We start from the raw sequence: 18,584 nt of genomic DNA on the forward strand, positions 1-18,584 counted from the left end.
GACAGCTTGCGAACGGGCGGGGAGTCAAGGATATCGGCCGGCGTACCCCGCTGGCAACCCTTATCGGCGCGTGGTACACGGCAGCGACGGTCCTGCCACCCCTCGCAAAATAGTGAAAGACGGCAGCGCTGCGATATCCTTTGGCAAGCGCCTGCCGATCTGTTAAAAACACCTTACGCGCCCAACCCCGAACAGGTCAGACGGCAAGCCGCCGCACGATCCCCCCCGAGACCCAAGAGATGTCCTCTGGCGCCGCGAAAACCACTCCATTCCGGCAAGGCTGGCCCTCACTGCTGCCGCTGCTGCTCACCTTCCTCGCGCTCGGCGGGCTCGCGATCCAGCAGAACATCTCGCAGCACCGGCAGACGCTGGAGGCGCAGTTGCGCACGACCGGCGAGCTGCAGGCAGCGCAACTCGGCGTCTGGGTCGACGAACGCAAGAAGGATACGCAGCTTCTCCGCAACGATGGCATCTTCGCGCAGCCGTACACAGCGTGGCGCAGCGACGGCAACGCCAGCGCGCGCAGCGGACTGCTCGCCCATCTCGCCAGGTTTTGCGACAACTACGCCTACGCGGACGTGCTGCTGCTCGACGGCGAGGGCGAACTGCTGGCAGCGGTCCGGCCAGCCTCAGCGTCCATCGATCCGCAGTTGCGGGCGACCGCTCGCCTGGCGCTCGGCGACGGGAAAGTGCATGTGCTCGGCCCCTACCGCGACGCGGCAGGCAGCCTCCATCTCGATTTCGTCGCCACCCTGGCACCCTCGGGTCCGCTCGTGGTCCTGCGCAGCGACCCAGCGGCCTTCATCGTGCCCACGCTGAACGCGGCGCAACACCCCGGCACCACGAGCCTCCTGGTGCGCCGCGACGGGGATACGCTCATCCTTCTCGGCGCAGCGCAGCGCGGGACAGAGATCACCGGAGTACGCCTGCCGCTGGCGGCGCCATCGCTGGAGGCGGCGCTCGTGCGCAACGCAGCGGCGAAGCTCGGCGCAGGGCTCGACCAGCGCGGCGTTGCCACGCTCGCCACACTGCATGCGGTCGGCGGAACCGACTGGCAGTTGCTGGTGAAGATGGACGAGAGCCAGATCCTCGAAGCCGCGCTCGGCGACATCCTGCTGATCGCACTCTCATGCACGCTGCTCGTGCTGATGTCCGCCGCGGCCCTGCTTGCCTTCAGGCAAAGGCAGCAGCTGCTCAGCACGCAGGCGGAACAGGCAGCACAGGCAGAACGCCTGCGTGCGCTGCAGCTCCTCGACGCGATCGCAAAGAACTCCTCCGACATGATCTTCGCCAAGGACAACGAGGGGCGCTACCTGTTCTGCAATGCCGAGGTGGAGTACCTCAGCGGCAAAAGCACCAGCGAGATTCTCGGCGCGGACGACACGGCGCTGTTTCCCCCGGCCGTCGCGGAAGCGCTGATGGCCAGCGACCGGCTGGTGATGAGCGCCCAGCGCACCATCAACGGGCAACTGGATCTGACCGATCCTTCCGGCCGGCAGATCACCCTGCTCACCACCAAGAATCCGCTGCGCGACGCCGAAGGATCGATCATCGGCGTCTTCGGCATCGCGCACGACATCACCGAGATGCGGCGCGCGAAGGAACTGCTGCAGCGCGCCAACCGGGCGCTGCGCGCGGTCAGCGAGAGCGGACGCGTCATCATGCGCGCGACCGACGAGGGACAACTGCTGCACGACATCTGCCGCCTCGTCGTCGAGTTCGCCGGTTATCGCATGGCCTGGGTCGGCATCGCCGAGGACGACGTCAGACGCTCGGTGCGCCCGGTGGCGCATTGCGGCGTCGGTGCGGATTACGTCGCTGCGCTCGACGTCTCGTGGGCCGACGTCGACCGCGGTCGCGGCGTGATGGGTGCCGCGATCCGAGAGCGACGCGCGGTGATCGTCAAGGACATCGCCCACGACCCGCGCTTCGCCCCGTGGCGGGAAGATGCCTTGCGCCACGGTTTCGCAGCGGCGGTCGGGCTGCCGCTGATCATCGGGGAGCGCTGCGTCGGCGCGCTGGCGCTCTACGCCGCCGATGCCGACGCCTTCAACGACGACGAACTCGGGCTGCTCGTCGGGCTCGCGCAGAATCTCGCCTACGGCATGCAGGCCTTGCGCGTGCGCGCCGAGCGCGACCGCGCCGAGGCCGCCTTGCGCACGAGCGACGCGCGCCTGCGGCTGGCACAGCACGAGGCCGGAATCGGCGTCTGGGAACTGGACATCGCCAGCCAGCGCACGATCTGGAGCAGCGAGATGGAAGCGCTCTACGGCCTGCCGGCGGGGAGCTTCTCCGGTCGCCAGGAGGACTGGATGACGCTGATCCTTCCTGAAGACCGTCCCGCCGTACGCGCCGAAATCGCCGAAGTCATGGCGCATGCACGCAGCTTCGCGATCGAATTCCGCATCCGCGACGCACGCGGCGAAGTGCGCTGGCTGGTCTCACGTGGCAACGTCCTGCTCGACGAGGGGCGTAAGCCCACCCGGGTCATCGGCGTCAATATCGACATCACCGAACTGAAGCGCGCCGAAGAGCAGCTGCGCAAGCTGTCGCAGGCGGTCGAGCAAAGTCCCGAGAGCATCGTCATCACCGACCTCGGCGGGACGATCGAGTACGTGAACGACGCCTTCCTCGCCGCCACCGGTTACCGCCGCGAGGAAGTGCTTGGCCGCAATCCGAAGATCCTGAATTCCGGACGCACGCCGCGCGAGACCTACGCGGCGATGTGGAAATCGCTGGCCAGTGGCCGGTCCTGGCGCGGCCAGTTCATCAACCAGCGCCGCGACGGCAGCGAATACGTCGAGTTTGCGATCATCAGCCCGATCTTCCAGGCCGACGGCCGCATCACCCATTACCTCGCGGTCAAGGAAGACATCACCGAGAAGAAGCGCCTCGGCGAGGAACTCGACCGTCACCGCCTGCACCTCGAACAACTCGTCGCCGAGCGCACCGCCGAACTCAATGCCTTGAAGGAGGCCGCCGAAGCCGCCAACCGCGGCAAGAGCGACTTCCTCGCCAACATGAGCCACGAGATCCGCACGCCGATGAATGCGATCATCGGCCTCACGCACGTCCTCAAGGCACGCATCACCGATCCTTACCAGCGCGAGCAGCTCAACAAGATCACCATCGCCGGCAGGCACCTGCTCGACGTCGTGAACGACATCCTCGACATGTCGAAGATCGAGGCCAACAAGCTCCAGCTCGAAATGGGCGACTTCAACTTCGAGGAACTGGTCGACAGCGTGTGCACGCTGATCCAGGACCGCGTCCACGAAAAGGGGATCGAGCTGGTGATCGACATCGAGGCAATGCCGGAGGTAGTGCATGGCGACAGCCTTCGCCTGCGGCAGATCCTGCTCAATTTCGCCAGCAACGCACTCAAATTCACCTCTGCCGGCAGCATCTTCATGCATTTCCGCGTTGTCTCGGCGGCCGACGACAAGATCGTCGTCCGCTTCGCGGTGCGCGACACCGGCATCGGGATCAGCGCCGAGCAGCAGCAGCGGCTGTTCCAGGCCTTCGAGCAGGCCGACGCGTCGACGACGCGCAAGTACGGCGGCACCGGCCTTGGACTGGCGATCTCGCGCCGCCTGGTCGAAATGATGGGTGGCAGCATCGGCGTCGACAGCGATCCCGGTCAGGGCAGCACCTTCTGGATCGAGGTCCCGCTCGGCTACGGAGCGGTACCGGCGCTGGCGCAGCCAGTGGCTGCGGGGGGCGAACTGCGCGCACTGATCGTCGACGACCTCGCCGCAGCACGCTCGGCACACCGCCACATCTGCGAGCGCCTGGGCATCCGCGTGCGCGAGGCCGCCGACGCGAGCGAAGCGCTGCAGGCGGTGCAGGCGGCCGACGCTGCCGGCGTTCCCTTCGACCTGCTGCTCGTCGATCGCGAGATGCCCGGCTGCGACGGTGTCGAACTCGGCAGGCAGCTGGCGACGCTGCCGCTGTCGCGGCAACCGACGCGCATCCTGTGCGCCACCAGCCCCGACCGGGCATCCGCCGCGGCGCTCGCCGAAGCCGGCTACTTCAAGGTACTGAAGAAGCCGCTGAGCCCGTCGCGTCTGACTGCGCTGCTGCAGCCGCTGCAGGCCGGAGAGCCCGTCGCAGCGTCCGCCTCCGTCAGCGCCGTCGAACATCGCCTGCGCCGCTGCGCGGGTGCGCGCATCCTGCTTGCCGAGGACAACCCGATCAACCAGGAGGTGGCGCTGAGCCTGCTGGGCAGCGTCGGCCTCACCGCCGACGTCGCCGACAACGGCCTCGTCGCCGTGAACAAGGCCGCGACGACACCCTACGACCTGATCCTGATGGACGTGCAGATGCCCGAACTCGACGGCTTCGCCGCAACGGGACGCATCCGCAGCCTGCCGCAACACGCGACGACGCCGATACTGGCGATGACGGCGAACGCCTTCGACGAGGATCGACGCGCCTGCCTCGCCGCCGGAATGAACGCGCACATCGCCAAGCCGGTCGACCCCGAGCACTTCTTCGCCGCGCTGAGCCAATGGCTGCCGCAGCCCGAAGAAGGTGGCATGCCGGCGGCGGTGCCGGTCGCAGCACATGCCCTTGCCGACGACACACTCAGGCGCAGCCTCGGCGGGATCGCAGGGCTCGACCTCGAACGCGGGCTGAAGAGCCTGCGCGGCGACGAGCGCAGCTACCTGCGGCTGTTGCGGCGTTTCGCCGAGGATCCGCAGGAGGAGCGTCTCTCCCAAGCCATCGAGCACGGCCGGATCGATGAAGCGATGAGGCTGGCGCACACGCTCAAGGGAAGCTCGGGTACCCTCGGACTGGTCGAGCTGCAGTCGGCGGCACAAGGGCTGGAGGCGGTGCTGCGTGCCGGCGGCGGCAGCGAATCACTCACCTCCTCGCTGACGTCCTCGCTCACGCAGATCGGCGAGGGCCTCGCCCGACTGCGCGCGCTGCTGGAGACGATTCCCGAACAGGCGACGACAGCAGTCCGCGCCGATACGGAGCAGGCACTCGCTGTCCTCCGCCAGCTGGAACCCCTGCTCAGTTCGGGAGATGCACGGGCACCACGGGTTTTCGCGGAAAACAGGCCGCTGCTGCAGGCCAGCCTCGACCAGTCCCTGCTGAAGCAGTTCGATCAGCAACTGGGCGCCTGGGATTTCGCCGAAGCGGCGGAGACCTGCCATGAACTGATGCGCCGGACCGGCGCGGGAGGAGAGCGAGAGAATGGAAGCGCCAACTGATCCGCTACCCGGCGAGCAGCCCGCTGCCGACGCGCCCGTCGTCCTCGTCGTCGACGACAACCCGGAAAACCTGCACGTCATCGCCGAGCTGCTGTCGCCGTACTACCGCGTCCGCGTCGCCAACTCGGGGCCGCGCGCGCTGCAGCTGGTGGCGCAGGCGCCTTGCCCGGAATTGATCCTGCTCGACGTGATGATGCCGGGCATGGACGGTCATGCCGTGATCGCCCGGCTCAAGGAAAATCCGGCGACGCGCGCGATCCCGGTCATCTTCCTCACCGCGCTGGACTCGACCGAGGATGAGGAGAAGGGACTCGAACTCGGCGCCGTCGACTACATCACCAAGCCGCTGCGCCCGGCGATCCTGCTCTCCCGCGTGCGCACGCAGCTCGGCTTCTTCCGCTCGCGCAAAGCGCTGGAACGCTACAAGGACGAACTCGAGCGGAGGGTCGAGGAACGCACGCAGAAACTCGCGCAGGCGCTGCAGGCGGTCGAATCGGCGAGTCGTGCGCGCAGCGAATTCCTGAGCAACATGAACCACGAGATCCGCACGCCGATGAACGGCATCCTCGGCACGAGCGAACTGCTGCTCGCCAGCGGGCTCAACGACGAACAGCGCGAGCTGGCCGAGATGACAAAAGAAAGCGCCGATGCGCTGTTCGTCATGCTCAGGGACGTGCTCGAGTTCGCCGCGGCGGATTCCGAGCAACAAACACTGGTCGTCGCACCGTTCGCGCTCGGCGAAGTGATCGAGGCGATCTCGCGGCGCTTCGCCGCCCCCGCCGCCGCCAAGCAGCTGGCCTTCGCTTGCCGGATCGCGCCGGAGACGCCGACGACGCTGCTCGGCGACTCGGCCAGGCTCACGCAGATCCTGGCCAGGATCGTCGACAACGCGGTGAAGTTCACGCCGGCCGGCGCCGTGTCGGTCGAGGTCGGGCCGGTCCCCACCGCCGAGCGTGCGGCAGCGCAGTCGGTGTGGCTGCGTTTCGACGTGCGCGACAGCGGCATCGGCATCCCCCCCGAGCACGCCGAGCGTATGTTCCAGCCATTCACGCAGGCCGACGCCTCGCTGACCCGACGCCACGGCGGCACCGGGCTCGGGCTCGCCATCGCCGCCGCCCAGATCAGCCTGCTGCGCGGAACGATCACGCAGCAGCCGGTTGCCGGCGGCGGCACCCTGTTCCGGATCGAAGTGCCGTTCGTCCGGCTCCCGGAGGGAAGTGCTGCCGCAGGCGGCTGAGCCGCGCGCGCAGCCCCGCTCAGAAGCCGACTGCGAGCAACGCCAGCGCTGCCGCCACGGTGGCGACGAAGGCGCTGCCGTAAAAGACGAGGCGTGCGCCGTTGCCCGCGTCGATGCCGAAGTCGTGCAGGCTGTGAAAGATGCGGTGCGCGGCGTGCCAGAAGAAGAAAGCGACGACGGCGAGGACGAAGGCCTTGCCGATCGGGTTCTGCACGAGCGCGAGCACGTTCTCGTAGCGCATCGCGTCGGCGGGCAGCAGGAAGCCGAGCGGGATCGCGATGCCGGTGATGAAGACCAGCATCGGCCCGATCAGCGCCGAGATCATGCCGCCGGCGCCGAACAGCGCCCAGAAGATCGGCTCGGGCGAACGCCGCTGCGCCTTGTCGCCGGCGACGCGGATCGAATGGGTGGTACGCACTTGCAGTTTCATCGCGCCAGCTCCCGGACGATGACGAAGAGGACGAGGCTCGCCGCCGCCGCCGCCGCGAGCGCGCCACCGGTGATCGCGGCCTCGGGCAGACGACGGCCGCCGACGCGCACGGGCGGCATCGTCTTCGGCATGATCTCGAACCAGGTCCATGAATGGAAGGCGAAGACCGCCAGCAACAGGCCGTGGAAGGCGATCGACAACGGGCTCTGCAGCGCTGCCAGCCAGCCGTTGAAGGCCGCCTCGCCTTGCGCCAGGCGGATCAGGCCCACCAGCAGGATCAGTGCGTAGGCGCCGACGAAGAGCGCGCTACCCTCGCGCGCCATGTAGCGGACGAAGAAGGGATTGCGCCGCCACCAGCCGGCCATCGGACGCACGTAGGGGCGGCGCGGGTTCGCCGCCTCGCCGCCCTGGCCCGAGCGCCCGGCCAGGTACACCGGACTGCCGGCCGCGTGGCCGGGCTTGTGCAGCGGATCGATGGTCTTCACTTGCCGCCTCCCTTGCCGAGGAAACCGAGGAAATACTCACGCACGCTGGCGCCCTTGGCCTGGTTCACCGCGCTCGCCGGATCGACGCCCTTCGGGCACACCTCCGAGCAGTAGCCGACCGCGGTGCAATGGAAGGCGCCGCTCTCGGCACCGACCACCGGCATGCGCTCGCCGGCACCGGCGTCGCGCGAATCGCTGTTGTAGCGATGCAGCAGGGCCAGCGCCGCCGGACCGACGAAGTCCGGGGAAAGCCCCACCTGCGGACACGCCGCGTAGCAGAGCAGGCAGTTGATGCACGCACTGTACTGCGCGTAGGCCTCCATCTGCGCCGGCGTCTGCCGGTATTCGCCCTGCTCGAGCGCGCGCGGCTCCTTCGGGATGATCCACGGCTTCACGCTCTCCAGCTTCTCCATGAAGCTGTCCATGACGATCACCAGGTCGCGTTCGATCGGGAAGTTGGCCAGCGCCTCGACCCTGATCCGCCCGCGGTAGTCGCGCAGGAAGGTCTTGCACGAGAGCTTGGGGATGCCGTCGACCATCACCCCGCAGCTGCCGCAGATCGCCTGCCGGCAAGACCAGCGGAAGGACAGCGTCGGGTCGAGGTGGTCCTTGATGTACTGCAGTGCCTGCAGCACCGACATGTCCTCGGTGCAGGGGACGACCCAGGTCTGCAGGAAGGGCGCCTTGTCCTGTTCGGGACGGTAGCGCATGACTTCGATTTCGATGCTCTCGTTGAGCGCGTGCTGCATCTTCGCTTCCTCCTACTGTGCGGCCGCGCCGCCGTAAGCGCGCACGGCCGGCTGCGAACGGGTGATCTTCACCGGGCCGTAGTCGATCCTCGGCGCGCCGGCGCCCGCATGGTACGCCAGCGTGTGCTTGAGGTAGTTCGCATCGTCGCGCTGCTCGAAGCCGTCGAGGCGCTGGTGCGCACCGCGCGATTCGCGCCGCTCGATCGCCGAATGCGCGATCGCCTGCGCGACGTCGAGCTGGTAGTCGAGCTCGATCGCCAGCAGCCAGTCGCTGTTCCAGACGCTCGACTTGTCGTCGACGACGACGCGCGCAAAACGCTCGCGCAACTCGGCAAGCTTGTCGCAGGTGACCTGCATGCGCTCGGCCGAACGGTAGATGCCACAGCCGAACTCCATCGCCCCGGCCATCTCGCTGCGCAGCACCGCGCTCTTCTCGCCATGGCTGCCCGCCGGCGCGCTGCGCGCGCGCAGGGCCAGCGCGCGGTCGCGGGCGGCCTGGGCGAGCTTGATCACTTCGGCGCCGGCAGCCGGCGCGCTCGCGCGGGCAAAGGCCGCCGCCGCGAGGCCCGCCTTCTTGCCGAAGACGCACAGCTCGGCCAGGGAATTCGAACCGAGCCGGTTGGCGCCGTGGATGCCGACGCTCGAACACTCGCCGGCGGCAAAGAGCCCGGGCAAGGGCGAAGCGCAGTCGCCATCGACGAGGATGCCCCCCATCGTGTAATGCACCGCCGGGCGCACCGGGATCGGCGTCTGCGCGGGGTCCACGCCGAGGAATTCGAGCGCGAGTTCGCGGATCTGCGGCAGGCGCTCGCGGATCCGCTGCTCGCCCAAGTGGCGCAGGTCGAGGTGCACGTAGCTGCCGTGGCGGCCTGCGAGCGTCCGCCCCTTCTGCTCCTCGAACCAGAAGGCCTGGGAGAGGCGGTCGCGCGGGCCGAGTTCCATCGCCTTGTTGCGCGGCGTCGGCTCAGCCGGACCGAGGCCGTAGTCCTGCAGGTAGCGGTAGCCGTCGCGGTTGACGAGAAATCCACCCTCGCCGCGGCAGGCCTCGGTGAACAGGAGGCCTGTACCCGGCATGCAGGTCGGGTGGTACTGGACGAACTCCATGTCGCGCAGCGGGACGCCGTGCCGGTAGGCGATCGCCATGCCGTCGCCGGTGACGATGCCGGCGTTGGTGTTCTCGCGGAAGACGCGCCCGGCGCCGCCGGTGGCGAGGATCACCGCCTTCGCCTCGATCAGCGTGAAGCGGCCCGAGGCCACCTCGATGACGACGACGCCCTGCGCGCGCCCGTCGTGGACCACGAGGTCGAGGCAGAAGTACTCGTCGAAACGGCGGATCGACGGGTACTTCAGCGAAGTCTGGAACAGCGTGTGCAGCATGTGGAAGCCGGTCTTGTCGGCGGCGAACCAGGTGCGCTCGATCTTCATGCCGCCGAAGGCGCGCACGTTCACGCGGCCGTCTTCCTTGCGGCTCCACGGGCAGCCCCAGTGTTCGAGTTGCACCATCTCCTCGGTGCAGCGGGCGACGAAATCCTCGACGACGTCCTGCTCGCACAGCCAGTCGCCGCCGGCGACGGTGTCGTCGAAGTGATGTTCGAGGCTGTCGTGCGCCTGTACCACGCCGGCCGAACCGCCCTCGGCAGCGACCGTGTGCGAGCGCATCGGATAGACCTTGGAGACGAGGGCAATCGACAGGGTCGGGTCGGACTCGGCGACGGCGATCGCCGCGCGCAGGCCGGCTCCGCCGGCGCCGACGATGACCACGTCGGCCTTGAAAATTTCCACGTTCACTCCTTTCTGCGAAGCAAGGATGCGGCCCGACGCCGCTCAAGTCAGTGTCAGGGTGTCCCGCATCTTAACGTGATCGAGCGTGTGCAGTCCTTGATCCGGGCATGCCGGCCCGCCCACGGCCGCCTGCTGCAGCAGCGTCCCTCATTCGGGCCTCATTCGGGCCTCACGGCCCTCCCACAGACGAAGCTCATTCGGCACAGCCCAGGCTCAGGCCGGCTTGAACACCATCCAGTAGAGGTTGGCCAGCACCAGCAGGGTGGCGATCACGCCGACGACGACCCAGATGCGCTCGTCCCGCCAGTAAGCCTCGGGGATCTCACCGCCGTCGGTGAACTGCCGGGCGCGTCGCGCCTGGCGGATCTGGATCGGGATCAGGACGCACAGCCAGAGCAGCCCCGAGACGAGGAAGAGCGCGCTCCCCCAGCCGATCCAGCGCGCCTGCAGCAGGCCCCCGTCGCTCAGCCAGACGTTGGCAACGCCGCTGACGAGGACGAGACCGGCACCACCGAAGGTGAACAGGTAGTCGGTGAGCGTCACCTGCCGTTGCGCGAAGGCGATCACCGCCGGCTGGCGCGTGCGGTTGGCCATCAGCTTCCACCACAGGGTGAGGATGACGTTACCGAGAAAAAGGACGACGCCGAGGAGGTGCAGGCTCTTCAGCAGCAGGTAGGCGTCGTTCATCGACCGAGCGCGCAGGCGGCCGGTCGGCCGGCGCCGAGCAAGGACAGGGTGACGCACAATTCAGCACGCCACCCCGCGCACCATTCAGCGCGCGATCCGGCACACAGGTGCCGCGTCGTCTCAGGCAGCGCCGCCTTCACTGCGCGGCGGGCGCGGCGGACGCGGCTTGCGGAACTGCTTCTTGGGCTGCGGCGCCTGCTCGCCATCGCCGGCAGCCGGCTGACTGGCGGCGTTGGCCTGTGCCCTCGGCTGGCCGGCCTGACGCTGGTGGCCGCCCTTGCCCTGGCCGCCTTGGCCACGTGGACCTTGCTGGCGCGGCGCAGCCGGCGCCCCGGGCACGCGGCCGGCGCGTTCGCTGCCGGTATCGCGGTTGCCGGGCGCCAACTGGATTTCCAGTTCGTTCAACTCATCCCATTCGGCGTCGGTACGATCACGGTCCGGTATCGCCAGCAACTGTTGCATGCGCCGGCGCGGAGAAACAGGTTGTTGTGCGTTCATGGCGGCATTATCCCATGGTTCGCCCGATCGTGGGCGTTACGGCAAGCGCTAGCGGCGCGGCCAGGGATCCCTGGCCGCGCCTCATGAAGAGACCACGGGCGACGGCGGCTGGTTCCTGAAGTGGTCGCCCCGCGGTCCGCGGCCGGTGTGCCTGAGCGAGTAGGGACCCGGCGACAGGCAGCGCGGCCGAAAAAAAAACGGCGCCTGCGGCGCCGTTTTTCGAGTAGCCCGGCGCCTCAGGCGGCAGCCAGCGCCTTGATCTGCGCGGAGAGGCGGCTCTTGTGGCGCGCGGCCTTGTTCTTGTGCACGATCTTCTTGTCGGCGATGCGGTCGATGACCGAGACCGATTCCTGGAAGATGCTTTGCGCGGCGGTCTTGTCGCCGGCGACGATTGCTTTCTGCACACGCTTGATCGCCGTGCGCAGGGTGGAGCGCAGGCTGGCGTTGTGCGCGCGTTGCTTGACGGCCTGGCGGGCACGCTTGCGGGCTTGTGCGCTGTTTGCCATGTGTAAGAGTCCTGAAGTAGCTGAAGCGTTGATCGAAAGCGCACGATTGTACGCAGCTCGGACGACGGATGCAAGTACGATGATCGACCGGCCCATGCATGGGGCCTCTTGATTGCGTTTGGTCGGCGCCCGCGAAGCCGCTAAGATGGCGCCTTTTCCCCTTCGCCCAAGCGACCAAGAGTTCCGGATGAACCTGCTCAGAGCCCTCGCCACCGTCAGCAGCATGACCCTGCTGTCGCGCATTCTCGGCTTCGTCCGCGACTTCGTCATCGCCCGCACTTTCGGCGCCGGCATGATGACCGACGCCTTCTTCGTCGCCTTCAAGCTGCCCAACCTGCTGCGCCGCCTGTTTGCCGAAGGCGCCTTCTCGCAGGCCTTCGTCCCCGTGCTCGGCGAATACAAGAACAAGCGCGGCGAGGCGGCAACCAAACACCTCGTGGACAACGTCGCCGGCCTGCTCTTCGTCGCGCTGCTGGTGGTGACTGCGCTCGGCATCGCCGGCGCGGCGCTGCTCGTCTGGGTGTCGGCGCCGGGCTTCGCCGCCGACGGCGAGAAGTTCGAGCTCACCGTCACGCTGACGCGCATCACCTTCCCCTACATCCTGTTCATGTCGCTGGTCGCGCTCGCCGGCGGCGTGCTCAACACCTGGAGCCGCTTCGCCATTCCCGCGTTCACGCCGGTGCTGCTCAACCTGTCGTTCATCGCCATGGCGCTGTTCGCCGCGCCCTATTTCGACCCACCAGTGCTGGCGCTGGCCTGGGCGGTGTTCATCGGCGGCATCCTGCAGCTCGCGCTGCAGATCCCGAGCCTGAAGAAGATCGGCATGCTGCCGCGCTTCTCCTTCGACTGGAAGGACGAGGGCGTGCAGCGCATCCTGAAGCTGATGGCACCGGCAGCACTCGGCGTCTCGGTGTCGCAGGTGAGCCTGCTGATCAACACCATCTTCGCCTCCTTCCTCGCCGCCGGCAGCGTCTCCTGGCTCTACTACGCCGACCGCCTGATGGAGTTCCCCGCCGGCATGCTCGGCGCGGCGCTGGGAACGATCCTGCTGCCTTCTCTCGCCAGATGTCACGCCGAGGAAAGGCTCGACGAGTACGCGAAGCTGCTCGACTGGGGATTGCGCCTCACCTTCCTCTTGGCAGCACCGGCGGCGCTGGCAATGGCGCTGATCGCCGCGCCGATGGTTGCGACGCTGTTCCACCACGGCGCCTTCACCGCCGACGACGTCTATCAGACGCGCGACGCGCTCGCCGCCTACAGCGTCGGGCTGGTCGCGCTGATCCTCGTCAAGGTGCTGGCGCCGGGCTTCTACGCGCGGCAGAATATCCGCACCCCGGTCAAGATCGCGATCGTCTCGCTGCTGGTGACGCAGGTGCTGAACCTGCTGCTGATCGGCTGGCTCAAGCACGCGGGCCTCGCGCTGGCGATCAGCCTTGCCGCCTGCCTCAACGCCGGACTGCTCTACCACGGCCTGCGCAAGCGCGGGATCTACGCGCCGCAACCCGGCTGGGGCAAGTTCCTCGCTCGCCTCGCGCTCGCGCTGTGCGCGCTCGGCATGGCACTGTGGTTCGCCGCCGGCGACACCGCCGACTGGCTACGCTGGGGCGTCGGCGAGCGCCTGCTGCGCCTCTCCGCGGTGCTCGGCTTCGGCATTGCCGTGTATTTCGCTACACTCGGCTTGTTGGGCTTCCGGCCGCGCGACTTCCAGCGCCGCGCAACGACCTGAAGTCCGCGCCCGGTTACACGCTGCATCGCCCCAATAAAAAGCAGTTGGCCACGAACAACACGAAAAAACACGAAATGATTCATGGGGTTCGACGCGTTCAGCGCGAACGGGGGGACGTGGATCAAAGTTCGGACCAATGAACACCGAAGCAGCGCATACCCAGGTTTTGTTTCGTGGCTTTCGTGTTTTTCGTGGCTGACAAGAGGTTTCAAGCTTCATGACCAAGGAGACTCGACCATGCAAATCAGCAGCGACAGCTTTGCCGACGGCGCACCGATTCCCGCGGAATTCGCCTTCTGCGCCGCCGATCCCGTCACGCGCGTGCGGCTCGGCCAGAATCGCAACCCGCATCTCGCCTGGCAGGGCGCGCCGGCGGCAACGCGCTCGTTCGTGATCACCTGCGTCGATCCCGACGTCCCCGGCGTCGGCGACGATGTGAACCAGGAAGGACGCAGCGTTCCGGCCTCGCTGCCGCGCGTCGAGTTCTTCCACTGGCTGCTGATCGACCTGCCGGCGACGGTCAATGAAATCCGCGCCGGCGAGTTCTCCGCCGACGTCACCCCGCGCGGCAAGGGCGGCCCGCTGGCCGCGCACGGCGCGCGCCAGGGCATCAACGACTACACGGGCTGGTTCGCGGGCGACGGCGACATGAGCGGCGACTACTTCGGCTACGACGGCCCCTGCCCGCCTTGGAACGACGAACTGCCGCACCGCTACGTATTCACCGTGCACGCGCTCGACATCGAGCGCCTCGACGTCGCGGGGCCGCTCACCGGCGCCGCGATCCGCGCGGCGATGGCCGGGCACGTCCTCGCCCAAGCGAGCATCACCGGGCGCTACACGCTGAACCCGGCCGTCAGCCTGTAGCTTGAAACTGCAGGGGGCTGATGCAAAGCTGCCGGCCGGAACTGCAGCACGTCATCGCGAGCCCGCAGCGCGTGGCGATCCAGTACATGGGGCTTATATCCGCGCGCCCGTGGATAGCCGGCAAGGGCGAGAAAACAGAAGAACGAACTGGATTGCCACGGCGCTGCGCGCCTCGCAATGACGGATAGCGGCGCCTCATCCGGGCACGCAGCGCGTGGCGAGCCAGACAGCGCGTCATCGCGAGCCCGTAGGGCGTGGCGATCGAGACTGCGCGTCATCGCGAGCCCGCAGGGCGTGGCGATCCAGTTCGTGGGGCTTATATCCGCGCGCCCATGGATAGCCGGCAAGGACGAGAAAACAGAAGAACAAACTGGATTGCCACGGCGCTGCGCGCCTCGCAATGACGGATAGCGGCGCATCATCCGGGCACGCAGCGCGTGGCGATCGAGACTGCGCGTCATCGCGAGCCCGCAGGGCGTGGCGATTCAGTACGTGGTGCTTATATCCGCGCGCCCATGGATAGCCGGCAAGGGCGAGAAAACAGAAGAACGAACTGGATTGCCACGGCGCTGCGCGCCTCGCAATGACGGATAGCGGCGCATCATCCGGGCCCGCAGCGCGCGGCGATCCAGACAGCGCGTCATCGCGAGCCCGTAGGGCGTGGCGATCCAGTTCGTGGGGCTGATATCCGCGCGCCCATGGATAGCCGGCAAGGGCGAGAAAACAGAAGAACGAACTGGATTGCCACGGCGCTGCGCGCCTTGCAATGACGAATAGCTGCACCTCATCCGGGCACGCAGCGCGTGGCGATCGAGACCACGCGTCATCGCGAGCCCGAAGGGCGTGGCGATCCAGTGCGTAGGTCTCGAAGAAAAGGCCCGCAGGAAGTTTCCTGCCGGCCTTTTCTTTCCACCGCCTGCGGGCGCTGCAGGCGACGTGAGGCAAGGATCTTCAGGCGATCAGCGGCACGATCATCAGCGCGACGATGTTGATGATCTTGATCAGCGGATTGACCGCCGGACCCGCCGTATCCTTGTAGGGGTCACCGACGGTGTCGCCGGTCACCGAGGCCTTGTGCGCCTCGGAGCCCTTGCCGCCGAAGTTGCCGTCCTCGATGTACTTCTTGGCGTTGTCCCAGGCACCGCCGCCGGTGGTCATCGAGATGGCGACGAAGAGGCCGGTGATGATGGTGCCCATGAGCAAGCCGCCAAGCGCCTTCGGGCCGAGGATCACGCCGACCAGCACCGGCGCCAGCACCGGCAGCAGCGAGGGGACGATCATCTCCTTGATCGCCGCCGCGGTGAGCAGGCCGACCGCGCGCGAGTAGTCGGGCTTGGCCGTGCCTTCCATGATGCCGGCGATTTCCTTGAACTGCCGGCGCACCTCGACCACCACCGAACCGGCGGCACGGCCGACCGCTTCCATCGCCATCGCCGCGAACAGGTAGGGAATCAGGCCGCCGAGGAAGAGGCCGACGATCACCTTCGGATCGGACAGGTCGAAGGTGGTCGCGAAACCGAGCTTGGTCTCCAGCGCGTGCGTGTAGTCGGCGAACAGCACCAGCGCGGCGAGGCCGGCCGAGCCGATCGCGTAGCCCTTGGTCACCGCCTTGGTGGTGTTGCCGACCGCGTCGAGCGGATCGGTGACGGCGCGCACCGAAGGCGGCAGCTCGGACATCTCGGCGATGCCGCCGGCGTTGTCGGTGATCGGACCGTAGGCGTCGAGCGCGACGATGATCCCGGTCATCGACAGCATCGCCGTGGCGGCGATGGCGACGCCGTAGAGGCCGGCCAGCGCGTAGGTGGCGAGGATCGCCGCGCATACCGAGATCACCGGCAGCGCACAGGCCTTCATCGACACGCCGAGGCCGGCGATGATGTTGGTCGCGTGCCCGGTCTGGCAGGCCGCGGCGACGTGCTTCACCGGAGCGTAGTCGGTACCCGTGTAATACTCGGTGATCCACACCAGCGCCGCGGTGAGGACGAGCCCGATCGCCGCCGCGCCGAAGATGGAGAGCGAACTGATCAGGCTGCCGTCGGCCAGCGTGATGCCGTCGCCGAGCATCCAGGTGGTGACCGGGTAAAAGGCCGCCAAGGCCAGCGCGCCGGCAACCGCCAGCCCGCGATAGAGCGCGGCCATGATCTTGCCGCCATCGGTTGCCTTGACGAAGAAGCAGCCGATGATCGAAGCGATGATCGAGACGCCGCCGAGTGCCAGCGGGTAGACGACCAAGTTGTCGCTGGCACCGGCGACGCCCTTCAGCATCAAGGCGCCGAGCACCATGGTCGCAACCACCGTCACCGCGTAGGTCTCGAACAGGTCGGCGGCCATGCCGGCGCAGTCGCCGACGTTGTCACCGACGTTGTCGGCGATCACCGCCGGGTTGCGCGGGTCGTCCTCGGGGATACCGGCCTCGACCTTGCCGACCAGGTCGGCACCGACGTCGGCGCCCTTGGTGAAGATGCCACCGCCCAGACGCGCGAAGATCGAGATCAGCGAGCCGCCGAAGGCCAGGCCAACCAGCGGCTCGACCGCGTGCGCGATGTCGCCGCTGCCGCGCAGGAAGGCGTAGTAGCCGGCAACGCCCAGGAGGCCCAGGCCGACGACGAGCATGCCCGTGATCGCGCCGCCCTTGAAGGCGACGTCGAGCGCAGCGGCGATGCCGCCGCGCGCCGCCTCGGCGGTGCGCACGTTGGCGCGCACCGAGACGTTCATGCCGATGAAGCCGGTGGCGCCGGAGAGCAGCGCGCCGACCAGGAAGCCGATCGCCATCAGGTGCCCGAGCGCGACCCAGATGGCGATGAACAGCGCGACGCCGACCATGGCGATGGTCCGGTACTGCTTGGAGAGGTAGGCCGAGGCGCCCTCCTGGATCGCGCGCGCGATTTCCTGCATGCGCTCGTTGCCCGCCGGCAACGACAGGATCCAGCGGCTCATCGCCGCGCCGTAGAGCACTGCCAGCGCCGCACATGCGAGCGCCAGGATCAGACCTGCTGACATGATGCACCTCCCCAAGTAAGCGGCCCAAGCCGCCTTGTCAGTGCGGCGCAGGCAATGCGTGAACCCTAGCCCTGTTCCCCTCTCCCTCTGCTGCTCGCTTCCATCCTGCCACCCCTGCCGCCCTTCCCTAGATGGCGAAGTCCGGCAGGCGCCGTGCCACCGCGACGTTCTTCAGGCGAACGAAGTCGGGCAGCCCGTTGCGGTACGGCGGGTAATCCTCGCCCTCGATCAGCGGCGCGAGGTAGGTACGGCACGCCGCGGTGATGCCGAAACCATCCTCGCTGATGAACTCGGCAGGCATCTTGCGCTCGATGTTGGCGACATCCTTCAGTTCGGCGACACCGATCTGCCAGCGATACGGCGAGTCGGCGAGACGCTCGACCACCGGCATCACGGCGTTCCTGCCCGACAGCGCCAGGTCGACCGCGGCGCGGCCGAGCGCGTAGGCCTGCTCGACGTCGGTGGCCGAGGCGATGTGGCGCGCGGCGCGTTGCAGGTAGTCGGCGAGCGCCCAGTGGTACTTGTGACCGAGCTTGTCCTTGATCAGCTGCGCGACCTGCTGGCCGACGCCGCCGAGCTGGGCGTGGCCGAAGGCGTCCTTGGTGCCCATGTCGGCAATCAGCTTGCCCTCGGCGTTGCGCAGGCCTTCGGAGACGGCGATCGTGCAGTAATCGTACTTGTCGATGCACTCCTGCACGCGCGCGAGGAAACGCGCCTCGTCGAAGGGGACTTCGGGCAGGAGCAGGATGTGCGGCGGGTCGCCCTCGGCTTCGGAAGCGAGCCCGCAGGCGGCGGTGATCCAGCCGGCGTGGCGGCCCATCACTTCGAGCACGAAGATCTTGGTCGAGGTGCGCGCCATCGAGGCGACGTCGTAGCCGGCCTCGCGCATCGAGGTGGCGACGTACTTGGCGACCGAGCCGAAGCCCGGGCAGCAATCGGTCAGCGGCAGGTCGTTATCGACCGTCTTCGGCACGCCGACGCAGACGAGCGGGTAGCCGAGCTTGTCGGCGATCTGCGACACCTTGTGCGCGGTGTCCATCGAGTCGCCGCCGCCGTTGTAGAAGAAGTAACCGATGTCGTGCGCGCGGAAGACCTCGATCAGGCGCTCGTACTGCGCGCGCTGCTCGTCGATGCCCTTCAGCTTGTAGCGGCACGAACCGAAGGCGCCGCCCGGCGTGTGGCGCAGGCGGGCAATGTCTTCGGCCGACTCGAAGCTGGTATCGATCAGGTCTTCGGTGAGCGCACCGATGATGCCGTTGCGCCCGGCAAAAACCTTGCCGATGCGCGGCGAGGCGGCGCGTGCCGCCTCGATCAGACCACAGGCGGTGGCGTTGATCACCGCCGTTACACCGCCCGACTGGGCATAAAATGCGTTGGAGGGGATCGACGCCATTTATT

General features: G+C 67.8%; 13 protein-coding genes. 4 read left to right on the plus strand and 9 right to left on the minus strand.

The window, feature by feature from the left end:
- Positions 1-239: 239 nt before the first annotated feature.
- Positions 240-5,219, plus strand: coding sequence for a PAS domain S-box protein (locus CCR84_RS03350; protein WP_201209600.1), 4,980 nt, complete (start codon positions 240-242; stop codon positions 5,217-5,219).
- Complete coding sequence (locus CCR84_RS03355; RefSeq protein ID WP_201209602.1) at positions 5,203-6,456, plus strand: sensor histidine kinase; 1,254 nt, start codon at positions 5,203-5,205, stop codon at positions 6,454-6,456. Before CCR84_RS03350 ends, CCR84_RS03355 begins: the two co-directional genes overlap by 17 nt.
- A gap of 19 nt (positions 6,457-6,475) precedes the next feature.
- Here the strand turns inward: CCR84_RS03355 and frdD are convergent, their stop codons facing one another.
- The 7 genes from frdD to rpsT all read right to left on the minus strand — a co-directional run bounded on the left by frdD (position 6,476) and on the right by rpsT (position 11,593).
- Complete coding sequence (frdD, locus tag CCR84_RS03360; protein WP_201209604.1) at positions 6,476-6,886, minus strand: fumarate reductase subunit FrdD; 411 nt, start codon at positions 6,884-6,886, stop codon at positions 6,476-6,478.
- Complete coding sequence (locus CCR84_RS03365; RefSeq protein ID WP_338052557.1) at positions 6,883-7,371, minus strand: fumarate reductase subunit C; 489 nt, start codon at positions 7,369-7,371, stop codon at positions 6,883-6,885. Before CCR84_RS03365 ends, frdD begins: the two co-directional genes overlap by 4 nt.
- Entirely contained in the window at positions 7,368-8,120 is a 753-nt protein-coding gene (locus CCR84_RS03370; protein ID WP_201209606.1) for a succinate dehydrogenase/fumarate reductase iron-sulfur subunit, read from the minus strand. The genes CCR84_RS03365 and CCR84_RS03370 overlap by 4 nt, the downstream gene beginning before the upstream one ends.
- Before the next feature lie 12 nt (positions 8,121-8,132).
- Positions 8,133-9,902: a fumarate reductase (quinol) flavoprotein subunit gene (gene frdA / locus CCR84_RS03375; RefSeq protein ID WP_201209609.1), complete on the minus strand. Its 1,770-nt coding sequence runs from the start codon at positions 9,900-9,902 to the stop codon at positions 8,133-8,135.
- A gap of 213 nt (positions 9,903-10,115) precedes the next feature.
- Complete coding sequence (locus tag CCR84_RS03380) at positions 10,116-10,589, minus strand: DUF2269 family protein (RefSeq protein WP_201209611.1); 474 nt, start codon at positions 10,587-10,589, stop codon at positions 10,116-10,118.
- A 120-nt stretch (positions 10,590-10,709) separates the two neighbouring features.
- The gene (locus tag CCR84_RS03385) at positions 10,710-11,087 is read right to left on the minus strand and encodes a hypothetical protein (RefSeq protein WP_201209613.1); all 378 of its coding nucleotides are present in this window, start codon (positions 11,085-11,087) and stop codon (positions 10,710-10,712) included.
- A 236-nt stretch (positions 11,088-11,323) separates the two neighbouring features.
- Positions 11,324-11,593: a 30S ribosomal protein S20 gene (rpsT, locus tag CCR84_RS03390; protein WP_201209615.1), complete on the minus strand. Its 270-nt coding sequence runs from the start codon at positions 11,591-11,593 to the stop codon at positions 11,324-11,326.
- 187 nt (positions 11,594-11,780) lie between these two features.
- Here rpsT and murJ point away from each other — a divergent pair, with 187 nt between their 5' ends.
- Positions 11,781-13,319, plus strand: coding sequence for a murein biosynthesis integral membrane protein MurJ (murJ, locus tag CCR84_RS03395; protein WP_201209617.1), 1,539 nt, complete (start codon positions 11,781-11,783; stop codon positions 13,317-13,319).
- A 237-nt stretch (positions 13,320-13,556) separates the two neighbouring features.
- Positions 13,557-14,186, plus strand: coding sequence for a YbhB/YbcL family Raf kinase inhibitor-like protein (locus CCR84_RS03400; protein ID WP_201209619.1), 630 nt, complete (start codon positions 13,557-13,559; stop codon positions 14,184-14,186).
- A gap of 951 nt (positions 14,187-15,137) precedes the next feature.
- Here CCR84_RS03400 and CCR84_RS03405 read toward each other — a convergent pair.
- Both CCR84_RS03405 and CCR84_RS03410 read right to left on the minus strand, forming a co-directional pair.
- Positions 15,138-17,186, minus strand: coding sequence for a sodium-translocating pyrophosphatase (locus CCR84_RS03405; RefSeq protein ID WP_201209621.1), 2,049 nt, complete (start codon positions 17,184-17,186; stop codon positions 15,138-15,140).
- Between the two features lie 127 nt (positions 17,187-17,313).
- The gene (locus CCR84_RS03410) at positions 17,314-18,579 is read right to left on the minus strand and encodes a 6-phosphofructokinase (RefSeq protein WP_201209623.1); all 1,266 of its coding nucleotides are present in this window, start codon (positions 18,577-18,579) and stop codon (positions 17,314-17,316) included.
- Positions 18,580-18,584 lie beyond the last annotated feature (5 nt).

It is taken from the genome of Rhodocyclus purpureus, from assembly GCF_016653115.1.
Lineage (GTDB): Bacteria > Pseudomonadota > Gammaproteobacteria > Burkholderiales > Rhodocyclaceae > Rhodocyclus > Rhodocyclus purpureus.